General features: G+C 61.8%; 16 protein-coding genes and 1 tRNA gene. 7 read left to right on the top strand and 10 right to left on the bottom strand.

What is annotated here, in order from left to right:
• Positions 1–864 carry an N-formylglutamate amidohydrolase gene (locus WDB91_RS04990; RefSeq protein ID WP_339114042.1) on the bottom strand — a complete coding sequence of 288 codons (864 nt, stop codon included), beginning with the start codon at positions 862–864 and terminating at the stop codon, positions 1–3.
• Between the two features lie 192 nt (positions 865–1,056).
• Between WDB91_RS04990 and WDB91_RS04985 the strand changes: the two genes are divergently transcribed.
• From WDB91_RS04985 to WDB91_RS04975, 3 genes are all read left to right on the top strand, one after another.
• Positions 1,057–1,131: transfer RNA gene (locus WDB91_RS04985), tRNA-Val, on the top strand.
• Between the two features lie 83 nt (positions 1,132–1,214).
• Positions 1,215–1,340: a type B 50S ribosomal protein L36 gene (ykgO, locus tag WDB91_RS04980; protein WP_096433353.1), complete on the top strand. Its 126-nt coding sequence runs from the start codon at positions 1,215–1,217 to the stop codon at positions 1,338–1,340.
• Positions 1,341–1,503: 163 nt separating this feature from the next.
• Positions 1,504–1,737, top strand: coding sequence for a WGR domain-containing protein (locus WDB91_RS04975; RefSeq protein WP_339114041.1), 234 nt, complete (start codon positions 1,504–1,506; stop codon positions 1,735–1,737).
• Positions 1,738–1,743: 6 nt separating this feature from the next.
• On the opposite strand, the gene WDB91_RS04970 is transcribed toward WDB91_RS04975, so the two are convergent.
• Positions 1,744–2,394 (bottom strand): pseudouridine synthase, encoded by a 651-nt coding sequence (locus tag WDB91_RS04970; RefSeq protein WP_339114454.1) that lies wholly within the window; start codon positions 2,392–2,394, stop codon positions 1,744–1,746.
• 177 nt (positions 2,395–2,571) lie between these two features.
• Here WDB91_RS04970 and WDB91_RS04965 point away from each other — a divergent pair, with 177 nt between their 5' ends.
• Both WDB91_RS04965 and WDB91_RS04960 read left to right on the top strand, forming a co-directional pair.
• Positions 2,572–2,919 (top strand): STAS domain-containing protein, encoded by a 348-nt coding sequence (locus WDB91_RS04965; RefSeq protein ID WP_339114040.1) that lies wholly within the window; start codon positions 2,572–2,574, stop codon positions 2,917–2,919.
• Positions 2,909–3,421 (top strand): ATP-binding protein, encoded by a 513-nt coding sequence (locus WDB91_RS04960; protein WP_339114039.1) that lies wholly within the window; start codon positions 2,909–2,911, stop codon positions 3,419–3,421. The genes WDB91_RS04965 and WDB91_RS04960 overlap by 11 nt, the downstream gene beginning before the upstream one ends.
• A gap of 6 nt (positions 3,422–3,427) precedes the next feature.
• Here WDB91_RS04960 and hspQ read toward each other — a convergent pair whose 3' ends face one another.
• Positions 3,428–3,754: a heat shock protein HspQ gene (gene hspQ, locus WDB91_RS04955; protein WP_339114038.1), complete on the bottom strand. Its 327-nt coding sequence runs from the start codon at positions 3,752–3,754 to the stop codon at positions 3,428–3,430.
• 191 nt (positions 3,755–3,945) lie between these two features.
• Here hspQ and WDB91_RS04950 point away from each other — a divergent pair, with 191 nt between their 5' ends.
• Positions 3,946–4,527: a lytic transglycosylase gene (locus tag WDB91_RS04950; protein WP_339114037.1), complete on the top strand. Its 582-nt coding sequence runs from the start codon at positions 3,946–3,948 to the stop codon at positions 4,525–4,527.
• A gap of 9 nt (positions 4,528–4,536) precedes the next feature.
• Here the strand turns inward: WDB91_RS04950 and WDB91_RS04945 are convergent, their stop codons facing one another.
• From WDB91_RS04945 to WDB91_RS04930, 4 genes are all read right to left on the bottom strand, one after another.
• Positions 4,537–5,139 (bottom strand): outer membrane lipoprotein carrier protein LolA, encoded by a 603-nt coding sequence (locus WDB91_RS04945; RefSeq protein WP_339114036.1) that lies wholly within the window; start codon positions 5,137–5,139, stop codon positions 4,537–4,539.
• Positions 5,140–5,228: 89 nt separating this feature from the next.
• Complete coding sequence (locus tag WDB91_RS04940) at positions 5,229–8,582, bottom strand: DNA translocase FtsK 4TM domain-containing protein (RefSeq protein WP_339114035.1); 3,354 nt, start codon at positions 8,580–8,582, stop codon at positions 5,229–5,231.
• Positions 8,583–8,595: 13 nt separating this feature from the next.
• Positions 8,596–9,774, bottom strand: a complete 1,179-nt coding sequence (locus WDB91_RS04935) for an aminotransferase class I/II-fold pyridoxal phosphate-dependent enzyme (RefSeq protein ID WP_339114034.1) — start codon at positions 9,772–9,774, stop codon at positions 8,596–8,598.
• 120 nt (positions 9,775–9,894) lie between these two features.
• Entirely contained in the window at positions 9,895–11,214 is a 1,320-nt protein-coding gene (locus WDB91_RS04930) for an amidase (RefSeq protein ID WP_339114033.1), read from the bottom strand.
• 124 nt (positions 11,215–11,338) lie between these two features.
• Here WDB91_RS04930 and WDB91_RS04925 point away from each other — a divergent pair, with 124 nt between their 5' ends.
• Complete coding sequence (locus WDB91_RS04925; protein ID WP_339114453.1) at positions 11,339–12,565, top strand: UbiH/UbiF/VisC/COQ6 family ubiquinone biosynthesis hydroxylase; 1,227 nt, start codon at positions 11,339–11,341, stop codon at positions 12,563–12,565.
• On the opposite strand, the gene WDB91_RS04920 is transcribed toward WDB91_RS04925, so the two are convergent.
• Genes WDB91_RS04920 through trxA form a run of 3 tightly spaced genes read right to left on the bottom strand, consistent with a single transcriptional unit; the run spans position 12,562 to position 14,363 of the window.
• Positions 12,562–12,720, bottom strand: coding sequence for a Trm112 family protein (locus WDB91_RS04920; RefSeq protein ID WP_339114452.1), 159 nt, complete (start codon positions 12,718–12,720; stop codon positions 12,562–12,564). The two genes, WDB91_RS04925 and WDB91_RS04920, sit on opposite strands and share 4 nt — an antisense overlap.
• Positions 12,721–12,779: 59 nt before the next feature.
• A complete protein-coding gene (locus tag WDB91_RS04915; RefSeq protein WP_339114032.1) occupies positions 12,780–13,418 on the bottom strand; it encodes an LON peptidase substrate-binding domain-containing protein in 639 nt (212 codons plus the stop codon).
• Positions 13,419–13,445: 27 nt separating this feature from the next.
• A complete protein-coding gene (gene trxA / locus WDB91_RS04910; protein ID WP_339114031.1) occupies positions 13,446–14,363 on the bottom strand; it encodes a thioredoxin in 918 nt (305 codons plus the stop codon).
• Positions 14,364–14,378 lie beyond the last annotated feature (15 nt).

The following is a 14,378-nucleotide window of genomic DNA, read 5'->3' as shown; positions in this document are numbered from 1 at the left end:
CTACTCCGCTGCCATGGTATCTGGCTGGTCCGACCGCCCGATGGCCGCAATCCGCGCCAGAACCCCATCCATCAGGGACTGGAACTCGGCGAAATCCGCACGCCGTTCAATTCGCGCTTCATCCATATAAAGCGCTCGGTTGATCTCGATCTGGATGGCGTGGCGATGATTGGCAGGCTGGCCATAGGTCTTGGTGATATAGGCTCCTGCGAAAGGGGTATTGCGGCTCACCGAGAGGCCTGTCGCGGCAAAAGCGGCCTCGATCTTTTCGACGATATGCTCCGAGGCGGAACTGCCGTAGCGATCGCCGATCACGATTTCCGGTCGTTTAAGGCCGAATGCCTCGATCGCCTCGCTGGGCATGGAATGCAGATCGACGAGAATCGCCTCCCCGAACCGTTTTTTATTGGCCTCCATCAGCAGATCGATCTGACGGTGCCATGGGGTCCAGATGTCATCGAGACGGGTCTCGGCCTCCGCGAGACTTATTTTCCCGCGCAAGATCGCCCGCCCGCCAGAGACCACGCGGGGAATCACGCCCAGACCGGCTGCAACACGGCTGCCACTGCCGCGCTGACGCAGTCCTTCGACGATTCCCGGGTCGAGTTCGTCACGCGCTCGATTGAGGTCGAGATAGGCGCGCGGATATGTTGCGGCGATGCAATAGGCCCCGAGCTGCGCCCCCAGATGCATGAAATCATCGACAAACGCGTCCTCGGATGACCGCAGGCGCGCCAGATCCAGAACAGTATTTTGTTGAAAATCAGTTGGATAGTAACTTCCAGAATGGGGGGATGAGAAAATAACAGAGGTCCGGACTGGATCGGGTTCGCAGAGCCGGAAAGCCGGTCGATCATGTTTCATGGACGGTCATGAACCTCCTTTGTGATGACCTCAGTGTAGCGCAATGCATTTTCTCGTCAAAACCCCCTTGCGCGTCGTGCGAACACCTTTTATAGACCCCTCCACACCGAGGAGGTGAACCGAAAGGTTGCAGACCGGATCAAGCAACAGCTTGAGACCAAACGCAATCCAAGGCAAATCATTTCGGAGCGTGGGCGGTTAGCTCAGCGGTAGAGCACTACGTTGACATCGTAGTGGCCACTGGTTCGATCCCAGTACCGCCCACCATTCTATTCCGCCGCCCCTTCGGCCTGGCTGTCGGGGCTTTTTGCTTTCAAGGCGCACGCGCGCCGCGACAAGGAGATACGACCATGAAGGTTCGCAACTCGCTCCGCTCGCTCAAGCAGCGTCATCGCGATTGCCAGATCGTGCGCCGCAAGGGCCGCGTCTACGTAATCAACAAGACGCAGCGTCGTTTCAAAGCCCGTCAGGGCTGATTCGACCGAGCCATCGGCAAAGACAAGACCGCAAGGGAAACCTTGCGGTCTTTCTTATTGGGCGATCACCATGCCGGATTACCCTGCGGTCAGACTGGATTTCTGTAGCCTGCGGCACAAAGTTCTGATTCTATGGATTTGTAGCGTTTCGGAAGGCACTGCCATGCTGACCCTTCTTCTCCACCGCCCCTCGGCGCAAGAGTTCTACCGCGTCGAGGTGAGTGACAATCTCTTCGGCGAATATACAGTGCAGCGCGAATGGGGTCGCGATGGCCGCGCCCGTGGCATGCGCAACGTGCTGTTCACCAACCTTCGCGACGCCGTGCAGGCGGCCGATACATGGCGCCTCAAGGCCGCCCGCAGGGGTTATGCCCTGACCGAGGCTGTGGCCGCCTGAAGCCCCTCAGAAGGGCGTATCGGCGGTAAATGCCAGAGGCTCGCCGCCATCGGGATGGCGCAGCCGCAGCGTGTGGGCATGCAGCATCAGCCGTGGAAAGTCCTGCGCCGCGCCCTCGGCATAGAGCGGGTCTCCGAGAATCGGATGCCCTAGCGCTTGGCAATGCACCCGCAACTGATGGCTACGCCCGGTCACCGGCATAAGCCGCACACGCGTCGTTCCATCGGGATCATGCTGCAGCACCTTCCAGTCGGTCTGGGCGGGCTTGCCGGTTTCATGGTTCACATGCTGGCGCGGACGGTTGGGCCAGTCCACGATCAGCGGCAGGTCCACCCGGCCCGTCTTGGGCTCCAGATGCCCCCAGAGACGCGCGAGATAGGTCTTCTTGGTCTGGCGATGCTCGAATTGCAGTCCCAGATGGCGCTGCGCATGAGGCGTCAGCGCGAAGACCATCACCCCCGAGGTGTCGCAATCCAGCCGGTGCACCAGCAGCACCTCCGGATAGGACTGGCGCAACCGCGCGATCAGGCAATCCGCTTTCTCCGGCCCCTTCCCCGGCACCGAAAGCAGCCCTGACGGTTTGTCGACCACGAGAATCTCGTGATCGGCATGCAGGATCTTGGGCGGGTCGGAGGGCGGATCATAGCGATACATCATCGCCACCGATTGCCCGCGATGTGCCAGCCGGTCAAGTCTTCCTTGCGCATGAGGGGTTAAAATAGACATCTCGGCCACTTCCGTTGGGGAATGGAGCGAAATCGATTCGGAATTACGGTTTGGTAAGTTTTAGCCCCTACTCCTAGAGAAAATTGAGTGACGAGCCGGAGACCGCAGATGAACCTCTATGCCGAAGCCCGCCAGGATGCACTGTGGGTCCGCGTCGACGAGAATCGACTCGATGCAGCCATTGCCATCCGCTTCAAGGACCAGATGCGCGAAGTCTGCATGCAGCCGTCACAACGCGTCATTCTCGATCTGGAATCTGTCACCTTCCTCGATAGCTCGGGATTGGGGGCGATTGTCGCCGTCATGAAAGCCCTGCCCAAGGACCGGAAGCTGGAACTGGCCGCGCTGAACATGAACGTCGCGAAGGTGTTCCGGCTGACCCGCATGGACACGATCTTCAAGATCCACCCGACCCTAGAGGATGCCTTCCTACCGGAGGTGCGGAATGCTGGCTAACCACGACGCACATGCGTTGAAAAGTGGCACGGCTGTTCCGCGTGGTGAACGGCAGCCAAGGATCTTCCATCATAGTTTTCCGGCCACTCCGCTGGCCGTGCGCGAAGCCCTGCGCAATGCGCTCGCGAGATTCGTGCTGCATATGAGTCAGGACGAGGCCGGAACGCTCGAGCTGTTACTGGCCGAGATCCTGAACAATATCGTCGAACACAGCTATCAGGATAGCGGGGTCGGCACGATTACCCTCTCCATGGTGATGGATAAGCGCGGGCTTAACTGTTCGGTGACCGATGACGGCCTCGAACTTCCTGCCTTCGTTCTCGAGGACCCCGCGACATTCGACACGGTAGAAAACGCCCTTCAGACGCTGGATACCGAGGAGCTTCCGGAGGGAGGATTCGGCTGGTTCCTGATCCGTGATCTTGCAGAAGATCTGGGCTACAGGCGCGAGGATGGTCGCAACATGCTCGCTTTCCGCCTGCCTCTGAAACAGGACGGCTGATCCGGCTCAGTTCATCTGGAATTGCAGAGGATAGGCCCCATCGGCAAACTCGCCAAAGAGATCCGGCAGGTCCGGATGCTCCACAGGCTCGCCAGTCTGATCCGCCAGAAGGTTCTGTTCGGAGACATAGGCGATGTAATAATCATCATCCGTCTCTGCAAGCAAATGGTAGTAGGGCTGATTCTTTGTCGGCCTGCTGTCTTCGGGGATTGCGTCATAGAACTCCTGCGAATTCGCAAAAGTCGGATCGACATCGAAGACCACACCACGGAACGAGTCCTTACGGTGGCGCAAAACCTGCCCGATATGGAATTTGGCTTGAGTGGCAAACATGTTCGCCCTTCCCTAGTCTTTTCGATTTCTTAATGCTTCTACAAAGAAACTAGGGCTTTTTCCACAAATTCGCAGGAAACAATCTGTATTATTGGTGCAGAAGGCTCGCTGATAGGCTTTGTGATTTTCGTTTGGGGCATTTTCAGATACAATTAACGACAAAACGAGAGCAAAAATCAGGCAAGAGCAGTATGAAGAAATTCGCCTTTCTGGCGCTGGCCCTTCTGGTCGCCTCCTGTGGTGGGGGCAACTACCAGGCGCCACAAAATCTAGACGACGCATGCGCCCTGTCGCGTGAGCGGCCTGCCTATTTCCGGGCCATGAAACGCACCGAATCGCGCTGGGGTGTTCCCGTCTATGTGCAGATGGCCACGATCCATCAGGAATCGCGGTTCGTCGGCAATGCAAAAACCCCGTTCAAATACGCTCTGGGTGTGATTCCCCTCGGCCGTCAGAGTTCGGCCTATGGTTATAGCCAGGCCCTTGATGCCACTTGGGAGGAATATCGCGCGCAGGGCGGCAGCCGCGGTGCAAGACGCAACCGTATCCAGGACGCGACCGATTTCATCGGTTGGTATATGGACGGCACGACAAAGAGCCTCGGTATTCCGAAGACCGATGCGATGAACCAGTATCTCGCCTATCATGAAGGGCGTGGCGGCTATTCGCGTGGCAGCCACAAATCCAAGCCGTGGCTTCTGGCCGTGGCCCGAAAAGTGCAAAGCCGCGCGCTGATGTATCGCGCGCAGCTTGCTTCTTGTGGTCGACTGTAACGAAAGAGCTCAGCCGCCTCGGCGGCTGATTTCCTGATTGATCGAGAAGACCGACGGCGCCAGCGCCTTACCGTTCTGAAGCCCGTTGAGGATAACGGTGGTCTTCGCTCCCGCATTATCGGTGATCACCCATTGGCGCAGCTGCGTCGGGCCATCCGTGAAAACCATCTGGATATTGCCATATTCCGGATGCTGCGGATCATGTGCGGTGACAGTGGTCTTTGTGCCATCGGAGGTGTGGCTGGTCACCATACCCGATTTCGCCAGATTTACATCCGCCGCCAGAATAAGGCTCAGAGGCGTTTTGGACAGCGGATACTGTTCTGGCCGGCCCATATTCGACTTCGGATCGAAGATCGCCACCTGACCGGCCGAAGCCAGCACCAGCGTGTTGTCATTGTCATATTCGAACCGCACGCGATTCGGACGGCGGATATAGATCGTGCCCGTCGAGATCGAGCCGTCGGAGTTCACCTGTGTAAACTTGGACGACGCCGATTGCAGGCTGTTGAGATAACTGGACAAAGTCCCAAGCGGGATCGCATCGGCAAATGCCGGCACGGCAAGAGACAGGGCGAGGACGGGCGCAAGCGCGAAGCGAAGTATGTTCATAGACGAGAATTTAGGCGCTTTTTGAAAAAGGAAAAGCCCCACGCAATCAACTTGCGCGGGGCGTTCATCACAGTTCAGCAGAAAGCCGCTCAGGCCTCGGGGATCAGGATCTCGCGTTTGCCGACATGGTTGGCCGAGGAGACCACATGATTTTCCTCCATCTGCTCCACCAGACGCGCGGCCTTATTGTAGCCGATGCCCAGTTTGCGCTGGATATAGGAGGTCGAGCATTTGCGATCCTTCGCCACAATCTGCACCGCCTGATCGTAAAGCGCATCCTCATTGCCGGTATTGCCACCGGTGTTGAGGCCCAGCACCGCGTCAATATCGGAGGCTTTATCATCTTCCGGCCCCTCGACCACACCCGACATATAGCTGGGCGGCCCGAAGGATTTCAGGTGGTTGACCACCTCCTCGACCTCTTCATCCGAGCAGAACGGGCCGTGGACGCGGTTCAGACGCGAGCCGGTGCCCATATAGAGCATATCGCCCATGCCCAGCAGCTGCTCGGCGCCCTGCTCGCCCAGAATGGTGCGGCTGTCGATTTTCGAGGTCACCTGGAAGGAGATCCGCGTGGGGAAGTTTGCCTTGATCGTGCCGGTGATCACATCCACCGAGGGGCGCTGGGTGGCCATGATCAGGTGGATGCCCGAGGCCCGCGCCATCTGCGCCAGACGCTGGATGCAGGCCTCGATCTCCTTGCCCGCGACCATCATCAGGTCGGCCATCTCGTCGACGATGACGACGATATAGGGGAAGGGCTCGGGCTGGAACTCGTCGGTCTCGAAGATCGGCTCGCCGGTTTCTTCGTCAAAGCCGGTCTGCACGGTGCGCTTGAACATCTCGCCTTTGGCCAGCGTCTCTTTCACGCGGCCGTTATAGCCCTCGATATTGCGCACGCCCATCTTGGACATCTTGCGATAGCGGTCTTCCATCTCGCCCACGACCCATTTCAGTGCCACTACGGCCTTCTTGGGGTCGGTCACGACCGGAGACAGCAGATGCGGAATGCCGTCATAGACCGACAGTTCCAGCATCTTCGGGTCGATCATGATCAGACGGCACTCATCCGGCGTCAGGCGGTAGAGGAGTGACAGGATCATCGTGTTGATCGCCACAGATTTCCCCGACCCCGTGGTCCCCGCGATCAGCAGGTGGGGCATCTTGGCAAGATTTGCTACAACCGGCTCGCCGCCGATATCCTTACCCAGCGCCAGCGGCAGGCGCATATTACCATCCGAGAAATCACGCGCCGTCAGGATCTCGCGCAGCACGACCTTCTCGCGATGGTCATTGGGCAGTTCGATCCCGATCACCGTCCGGCCCGGCACGGTGGACACACGCGCCGAGAGCGCCGACATGGAACGCGCGATATCATCAGCCAGACCGATCACGCGGCTGGCCTTCAGGCCCGGCGCCGGTTCCAGCTCGTACATGGTAACCACAGGGCCCGGACGGACCGACACGATCTCGCCCTTCACTCCATAATCCTCCAGCACGTTTTCCAGCTGACGGGCATTTTCTTCCAGCTGCTCGTCGGGCAGCTGGTGACGCGGGATCGAGGCCGGATCGGTCAGCAGGTTGATCGGCGGCATCTCGTAATTCGCATGGGTCGCAGGCGGCATTTTCGCAGGCTTCTGGATCGCGCTGCGGTTCAGGCTCTCGCCCTGTGCCACAGTTCGGGCATTGGCCATCGGCGCCTCGGCTGCCACAGGACGGGCGGGTTCGGCTGCGATCGGGGCAAGATCCTCCATCTCGTCATGATCGTCGCCGCTGAGCGTCGCATCTTCGGCATAGGCCTCACCGCGCTGGATGGTGCGATAGGTGGCCGCAGACATATCGGTCTCTTCTGGCTCATCCTGGGGGGCGTCATAGGGCTCGACAGGAGCCGAGAAACGCGCACGCGGCGCCTCTTCCGGCTCGGGCGACACGCGGGCGCTGCCATAGCTCTCATCCAGCTCGCCAAAGGCATCCACATCGAAGGGCTCGAATCCTTGCGGCTCGGCCTCTTCGACTTCGTCCATATGGTAGCCCTGATCAAGCCATTGATCTTGCTTCGCGAACTCATTGCGCGGCTCGGCCATCAGACGGGAGCGAGCCTGCGAGACCTCCTCGGGCCGCGCGGCATAAACGGGCGCCTCGGCACCGGCATGTGCCCCGCCGAAGCGCGGCATATAGCGCGGTTCGGCGCGAAGCGGCGGCTCGATCCGCGCAGGTTCTGCCTTCAGCTGCGGTTCGACACGCTCGCGCGGTTTAGGCCCACGTGCCAGACGGCGGGCAACGGCGGCCATCACCGAGCGCGGGGCCTCGGGACGTGCCGGCTCATAGGATTCGACCTCTTCCAGTTCGGGCTCCGCATAACGCTGCGGGGCGCTGCGCTGCACGCGCGGCGCAGGCGGGGCCTGACGGCGCTGGTGCACTGCCTCGGCGATACGCGCCTTGATCCTGTCGGGGCTCGGAGCTTCGGCAGGTTCGGCACGCAGGTCGTCATACCCGAAATCGACAATCTCGGGCTCCAACTGCGGCTCGGGCATCGTGTCCGTGGGGCGGATAATCCGCGTCAGGAAATTGCCGCGTGGCGGCTCCTGATAGGGTTCCTCGTCATAAAGAACCTCGTCCTCTTCCTCGAATACGGGTTCCTGATATGCCACGCGGCGCGCAGGGCGGGCCACCGCTTCGGCCTGATATTCCTGCTGCGCCTCCCATGCGGCCAGCTCCTCGGCATGGGCCTGCGCTTCGGCGCGGCGCGAACGGTGGCGCTCGGCGGCACCCCGTGCCGCCAGCACGGAGGCCGAAGCCCCCTGCCCGACCATCCGCATGATCGTGTCATAGATCGCCAGCAACCCCAGCAGCAGGAACCGCAGGATATTCTGCAGCTCCGGCTTGATGAAACCGGTGACAAACAGCGTCATCGCGATGCTCAGCGCCACAAAGACCAGCGACAGGAATTTCACAACAAACGCCGAGGCCCCGACGATGCCCAGCATCATTCCCGCGATCATATCGCCGAAATGGCCGCCAAGCCCGAAATTCGCCGTCCATTCGGCGCCGGGCACTAGAAGCGCCGCATGGACCGAGGAGACCGCAATGGCAATCGGCAGGAAGATCAGCCGTGGCAGAGCGCGTTCCTCGCCACGATGGGTCATGAACCGCACCCCCCAGAGCGCCGCCGAAACCGGCAGCAGCCACGCACCGCGCCCGAAGATCACATAGAGCGGCGAGGCAAGGCCCGCACCGATCCGGCCCAGCCAGTTATGGACCTCGCCATCTGTGGCGGCCATCCAGCTGGGATCTTCTGGCGAATAGCTGGCAAGCATCATGGTCAGCAGCGCCGCCAGAACGATCAGGCCCGCTCCGGCGAGTTCCTTACCGCGACGCTCGAGAAGAGCCTGCGTATTCTGGTCGAGAAGGGGGTCGCGCTGTCTCATCTGATACAATGCCATCTGCTGCTCGTCCTCAAAGGTAAAGGCAATCGCGGAGCCTGATCAGCCCCCGCTGCGTTTCTTCTCTCGGGGCGACCAGAGCCACCCGGATATAGGATCTGCCGGGATTTTCGCCCGCGACGTCACGCGAAAGATAGCCGCCCGGAAGCACCCGGACGCCCGTCTCGCGCCAAAGTTTCATAGCGGCGGCCTCGCCATCCTCGACCGGAAGCCACAGGAAGAACCCCGCCTCCGGCATGGCGACCGAATTGATACCGTCAAACACCACGGCCGCATCGTCAAATTTCTCTTGGTAGAGCCTGCGGTTCTCGACCACATGGTCCTCGTCGACCCAGACCTTTTCCGCCACCCGCTGGAGCGGCTGCGGCAGCGGCGCGCCCGAATAGGCCCGAAGCTGGCGGATATAGGACATGCTTTTGGGCCCTGCGGCCACAAATCCCGACCGCAGTCCCGGCAGGCTCGAGCGCTTGGAGAGCGAATGGAAGATCACCACCCGCTCGGGATCGGCCCCCACCTCCTGCGCCACCTCGATCAGACCGGGGGGCGGATCGTGGCGGTAAAGCTCGGAATAGCACTCATCGGCGAAGACGCGGAAATCGTGTTTCTCGGCCAGCGCCAGAAGATCGGCCAGATACGCGCGCGAGGCCACGGCGCCCTGCGGGTTGGCCGGCGAACAGATGAAGGCGATCGCCGTGCGATCCAGCACCTCGGGCGGCAGCGAACGGTAATCGGGCATATAGCCCGTTTCCTTGGTCGCGGGCACAAACACCGGCTCTGCGCCGACCATCATCGTGGCGATGGCATAGACCTGATAGAACGGGTTCGGGATCAGCACGGCGGGTCGCTTGCCGCCCTTCGTTTCGGGGCAAAGCGCCAGAAGCGCGTTGAACAGCCCCTCGCGCGTGCCATTGAGCGCCATGATCCGGTCGTCCCCGACCTCCACGCCATAGCGGCGCTTGATCCATGCGGAAATCGCCGACAACAGCTCGGGCGTGCCATTATTGGCAGGGTATTTGCCGAACTCGGCCACAGAGGCTGCCAGCACATCCCCCACAAACCCAGGCATTGCATGCCGTGGCTCGCCGATGGTCATGTTGATCACTTCCCCGCCCGGCTGGTGGGAATCGAGCAGCGTCCGCAAACGCGGAAACGCGTATTCGGGCAGGTTCGAGAACCGCTCGGGATAATCCATTATGTGCCTCATCTGCCGGAGTCATTTATCGCCCCGTTCGGGACGACGTTACCCAAAAACCACATCACCTGTCTAGATCATGGCAAGAGAGGGGCGCGGTCGCCTCAGGATTGTGGCATTTCAGCCAAGAGCCGATTCCACCGCCGCCGCGACGCAGAGAAGTTTTTCGTCATGCCCATTTTGTCCAAGCAGGCTTAGCCCGACCATGTCCTGCCCTGTCGGCAAGGTGATGGCTGGTCCGCCCGAGAGCGCGGCCAAACGGGCATTCCGGCAGGCCAGCTTCCGTTGCGTCGTGAATAAATCGTGATCTATCAAAAGGCTATCATAGGTGGGCGGCAGCTGCGCGACACTCGGCATGATCACGCCGTCATAGCCCGAAACCAGCCTACCCCAAACCCGCCGCAGCTCCTGAAGCTGGCGCATTCCCTGTAGATAGCGCTCCGCCGTGACCCCGCCTGCCTTCTCGAAGACACGCATCAGATCCGGCGTGACTTTCAGCGGATTCGCACTCGCCAGTGCCTGCCAGCAGGCATGGATCTCGGTTTCGATCAGAAAACACAGCCCCATCAGCGCCTCGACGACCGGCGGGCTTTGCGCCGTAATCCGTGCCCCCGCCCGCGACAGGACCCCGAGCGCCTTGCTGGTCGCCTCGAGGCAGGCGGGGTCGGCATCATCATAGACCGGCCCCTCCAGCAGCAGGAAATGCGCGCCCGACAGGGTGGCCCCGCGCAGATCCGGCGCGCGCCCGCCTTCGATCAAAGCCAGCCCCTCGGCGCAGTCCTCCACGCGACGCGCCATGAGCGCGGGCGTGTCGAACTGCGTGGCGCAGACCATTCCCGCTTGCGGCAACCGCCCGACGCTGGGCCGGAACCCGACCAGATCGTTCCATGCCGCAGGCACAAGCACACCACCGCCACCATCCAAACCCACAGCCATCGCACAAAGCCCCAGATTGACCGAAAGCGCCGCCCCCGAGGCCCCGCCCCCCGTTACCCGCGCCGGATCATGGCGGTTGGGCGGGGTCACCCCGATGGAATTTACCCCCAGAAGATCAATCCCCAGCTCGGTCATCTGGGTCTTGCCCAGACAGACGCCGCCCGCAGCACTTGCCTGCGCCAGAACAGCGGCATCACGCTCGGGCACCCGCCCTGCAAACAGCCGCGTGCCAGCCTCGCTCACCCGCCCCGCGCTATCGAAACTGTCCATCCAGCTGATCGCCACCCCGTCGAGCCGGGAGCGCCCCTGCCCTACCTTGGTGCGGGTGCGCGCGGCCATCGCCTCGAACCGCGCCCGATTGGGGGTCAGGCGGGTAAAGGCCATCCGCCCGTCGCGCCCTGCCGCGGTTTCAAGATACAACTCCACCTGTGCCACCGGATCCAGCATACCCGCCGCAATCAGACGGCCCTGTTCCGCAGCAGGCAGATAACGTGTCGAGGTCATCACACTGGCTCTCCAATCATCAACCCCGCAAGGCTAGCCCCGATTTTATCGTTCTGACAATGGGGCTTAGATCAATCATGCACAGGGAATGGACAAGCCGCGCGAAAACGCCATATTTAGCGGCATGAAAACCGATTGCGATATCCTGATCTCCGGTGGCGGGCTCAACGGCCCCACCTTGGCGCTGGCCCTCGCCCAAGCGGGGCTGCGCGTGACTGTGGTCGATGCGACGCCTGCACGGGCGCGGGCCGATCTGGGCTTTGACGGGCGGGCCTATGCGCTGGCTACAGCCTCGCAGCGCCTGCTGAAGGGGCTGGGTCTCTGGGCAGGGCTGGCGCCCGATGCGCAGCCGATGATGGATGTAAAGGCCTCGGACGGTCATGCCGGCGAAGGGGCCGCCCCCTTCTTCCTGCATTTCGACTCGCGCGAGACGGACCAATCCCCCGTGGGCTGGATGCTCGAGGACCGCTACCTGTCGCGCGCGTTGCACGACGCGATGGAGGCGGAACCCGATATTACCCTGATCCCCGCGACCTCGGTCACCGGACAGGAGGTCGACGCGGGCCATGTCACCGCGACCCTGTCGGATGGCCGGAGCCTCACCGCCCGCGTTCTCGTGGGGGCGGATGGCCGCAAATCCGGCGTGGCCGAGCGTGCGGGAATTGCCCGCGAGGGATGGGATTACGGCCAGACCGCGCTGGTGGCCGCCATTGCCCATGAAAAACCGCATCACGGTATCGCGCACCAGTATTTCATGCCGACGGGTCCTCTGGCGATCCTGCCGCTGACCGGCAACCGCTCCTCCATCGTGTGGAGCGAGACACGCGAGAATGCCGAGACGCTCAACGGGCTGTCAGATGGCGATTTTCTGGGCCTCCTGCGCCCACGGTTCGGGGATTTTCTGGGCCAGATTTCGCTCGCGGGGCCGCGCTTCAGCTATCCGCTGAACCTGACGCTTGCCAAATCCTATGTCCAGACGCGGATCGCGCTGGTGGGGGACGCGGCACATGGCGTGCATCCGATTGCGGGACAGGGGCTGAACCTCGGGCTGCGCGATGTGGCAGCGCTGGCACAGGTGCTGGTGGATGCGCACCGGCGTGGCGACGATATCGGAGCGCTGAATGTGCTCGAGGATTATCAAAGCTGGCGGCGGTTCGATTCCACCTCGCTCGCCTTGGGGATGGATACGGTCAACAGACTGTTTTCCAACCATAATCCGATCCTGAAACTCGGGCGTCAGCTGGGAATGGGGGTCGTTCAGGCCCTCCCCGGCCTGCGTCGCGGGTTCATGGCACAGGCGGCGGGCCTAGGCGGGCCATTGCCGCGCCTTCTGAAAGGCGAGCCGCTTTAATCGGCCTCGAGTTCGCGCGCCTCGGACGGAATGAGGATCGGGATACCGCCACGGATCGGGAAGGCCAGCTTGGCCGGTTTCGAGATCAACTCTTGCGCCTGCGCATCATAAAGCAGGATCGCATGGGTCAGCGGACAGACCAGCACCTCGAGCATCCGGCGATCAAAGGCCGGACGTTCGGGGGCAACGCGGTCGGGATTGTCCTCGGGCTCGCTCACTGCAGGCTTTCCTCGCCATCCCCGCTACGCAGGGCGAAATCGATCAGCGTCAGCAGGGTTTCGCGACGCACCGTCAGGTTGGGCGTCTCCAGAAGCGCCTGCTTGTCTTCGGGCGAAAGCGGCATCAGCATCGAGAGCGAGTTGATCAGCAGCTCGTCCTCGGCATCCTCGAGACTGTCCCAATCCGTCTCCATGCCATTGGCCTCGAAGAAACGGCTCAGGATCCGGAAGAAGCTCTCGCGTTCGAGCCCGGCATCATGTTCGGGCCCGCGCAGGTCGCCAGCAAATTCCTCCCAGTCGACCTCGCCCACCACATAAGGGGTAAAGCCGTCCCGCGCGCCCATCAGACGGAAGCGTGACACACCTGTCAGCGTGATCAGGTAACGCCCGTCCTCGGTCTCCGAGAATCCGGTCAAACGGCCAGCGCAGCCGATGGGCGCCAGCTCGGCCTCCTCGCCATGCTCGCGCGGCAGGATCATTCCGATCAGCCGCTCGGGCGTCTTGAGGCAATCCTCGATCATCTGCAGATAGCGCGGCTCGAAGATATGCAGGGGCAAGGTTCCCCGAGGCAGCAGAAGCGCCCCGGGCAACGGGAAGAGCGGAATGGCATCGGGCAGGTCGATGAGGTTATACATGAGCCACCAGTTAGGCCGAAACGCGCATCAAGCAAATATCATCGATGCGAGTTTCCGGCGGCCTTTGGAGACCAGCGGATCATTGGGTTTGAGCGCCTCGAAAATGGTTTGAAGCTGGGTTTTGGCCGCCCCCTCGTTCCATTCGCGGTCACGGCGGAACAGCTCCAGAAGCTGGTCGATCGCGCCTTCGGCATTGCCTGCCGCAAACAGGGCTTGCGCCAGATCGAACCGCGCCTGATGGTCGGACGGATCGGCATCGACCTGCGCCTGCAGCTCGGCCTGCGGACCGGCATTGGCCGATTGCCGCGCCAGTGCCAGCTGGGCGATTGCGGCCTCGACGGGCGCGGCCTTGGCCAGTGCGGGCGAGGCACCTTCGGCCACGGCCTGCGCCTGATCCAGCTGACCTGCCGCAACATGCGCGCGGATCAGCCCGCCAAAGGCCTCGGCATTCTCGGGCTCTTCTTCGAGAATGGCGGCAAAGGTCTCGGCCGCGTCTTCCGCTGCCCCCTCGGACAGCATCTCTTCGGCGGCCGCAATCGCATCGGCCAGACCGTTATCGGCGCCCGGCCCCATCTCTGCGATCTTGGTCACGAATTTCTCGATCTCCGAGCCGGGAAGCGCGCCGTGGAAGCCGTCAACCGGCTGGCCCTGATAGAAGGCATAGACCGTCGGGATCGACTGGATGCGCAGCTGGCTGGCGATCATCTGGTTCTCGTCCACATTGACCTTGGCCATGACCACAGCGCCCTTGGCCTTGGTTACCGCCGCCTCCAGCGCCGGACCGAGCGTTTTGCACGGCCCGCACCACGGCGCCCAGAAATCGACGATCACCGGAACGGTCTGCGATTTCTCGATCACCTCTGCCATGAAATCGGCTTCGGTTACGTCTTTGATCAGGTCTGTGGCCGGAGCGGTTCCGCCCCCGATAATGTCATTGCCGAGCATGCTGTCTTCCTTTCG

It is taken from the genome of Thioclava sp. GXIMD2076 (assembly GCF_037949795.1).
GTDB classification, from domain to species: Bacteria; Pseudomonadota; Alphaproteobacteria; order Rhodobacterales; family Rhodobacteraceae; genus Thioclava; species Thioclava kandeliae.
This window is presented reverse-complemented; position numbering and strand designations above follow the sequence as displayed.

Excerpts from the sequence above, each read along its gene's own strand:
- WDB91_RS04970 (WP_339114454.1), bottom strand. The coding sequence starts at position 2,394 with ATGATGTATCGCTATGATCCGCCCTCCGACCCGCCCAAGATCCTGCAT.
- WDB91_RS04975 (WP_339114041.1), top strand. The coding sequence starts at position 1,504 with ATGCTGACCCTTCTTCTCCACCGCCCCTCGGCGCAAGAGTTCTACCGC.
- WDB91_RS04965 (WP_339114040.1), top strand. The coding sequence starts at position 2,572 with ATGAACCTCTATGCCGAAGCCCGCCAGGATGCACTGTGGGTCCGCGTC.
- WDB91_RS04945 (WP_339114036.1), bottom strand. The coding sequence starts at position 5,139 with ATGAACATACTTCGCTTCGCGCTTGCGCCCGTCCTCGCCCTGTCTCTT.
- WDB91_RS04930 (WP_339114033.1), bottom strand. The coding sequence starts at position 11,214 with ATGACCTCGACACGTTATCTGCCTGCTGCGGAACAGGGCCGTCTGATT.
- WDB91_RS04925 (WP_339114453.1), top strand. The coding sequence starts at position 11,339 with ATGAAAACCGATTGCGATATCCTGATCTCCGGTGGCGGGCTCAACGGC.
- WDB91_RS04935 (WP_339114034.1), bottom strand. The coding sequence starts at position 9,774 with ATGGATTATCCCGAGCGGTTCTCGAACCTGCCCGAATACGCGTTTCCG.
- WDB91_RS04990 (WP_339114042.1), bottom strand. The coding sequence starts at position 864 with ATGAAACATGATCGACCGGCTTTCCGGCTCTGCGAACCCGATCCAGTC.
- WDB91_RS04915 (WP_339114032.1), bottom strand. The coding sequence starts at position 13,418 with ATGTATAACCTCATCGACCTGCCCGATGCCATTCCGCTCTTCCCGTTG.
- trxA (WP_339114031.1), bottom strand. The coding sequence starts at position 14,363 with ATGCTCGGCAATGACATTATCGGGGGCGGAACCGCTCCGGCCACAGAC.
- WDB91_RS04960 (WP_339114039.1), top strand. The coding sequence starts at position 2,909 with ATGCTGGCTAACCACGACGCACATGCGTTGAAAAGTGGCACGGCTGTT.
- WDB91_RS04940 (WP_339114035.1), bottom strand. The coding sequence starts at position 8,582 with ATGGCATTGTATCAGATGAGACAGCGCGACCCCCTTCTCGACCAGAAT.
- WDB91_RS04950 (WP_339114037.1), top strand. The coding sequence starts at position 3,946 with ATGAAGAAATTCGCCTTTCTGGCGCTGGCCCTTCTGGTCGCCTCCTGT.
- ykgO (WP_096433353.1), top strand. The coding sequence starts at position 1,215 with ATGAAGGTTCGCAACTCGCTCCGCTCGCTCAAGCAGCGTCATCGCGAT.
- hspQ (WP_339114038.1), bottom strand. The coding sequence starts at position 3,754 with ATGTTTGCCACTCAAGCCAAATTCCATATCGGGCAGGTTTTGCGCCAC.
- WDB91_RS04920 (WP_339114452.1), bottom strand. The coding sequence starts at position 12,720 with ATGCTCGAGGTGCTGGTCTGTCCGCTGACCCATGCGATCCTGCTTTAT.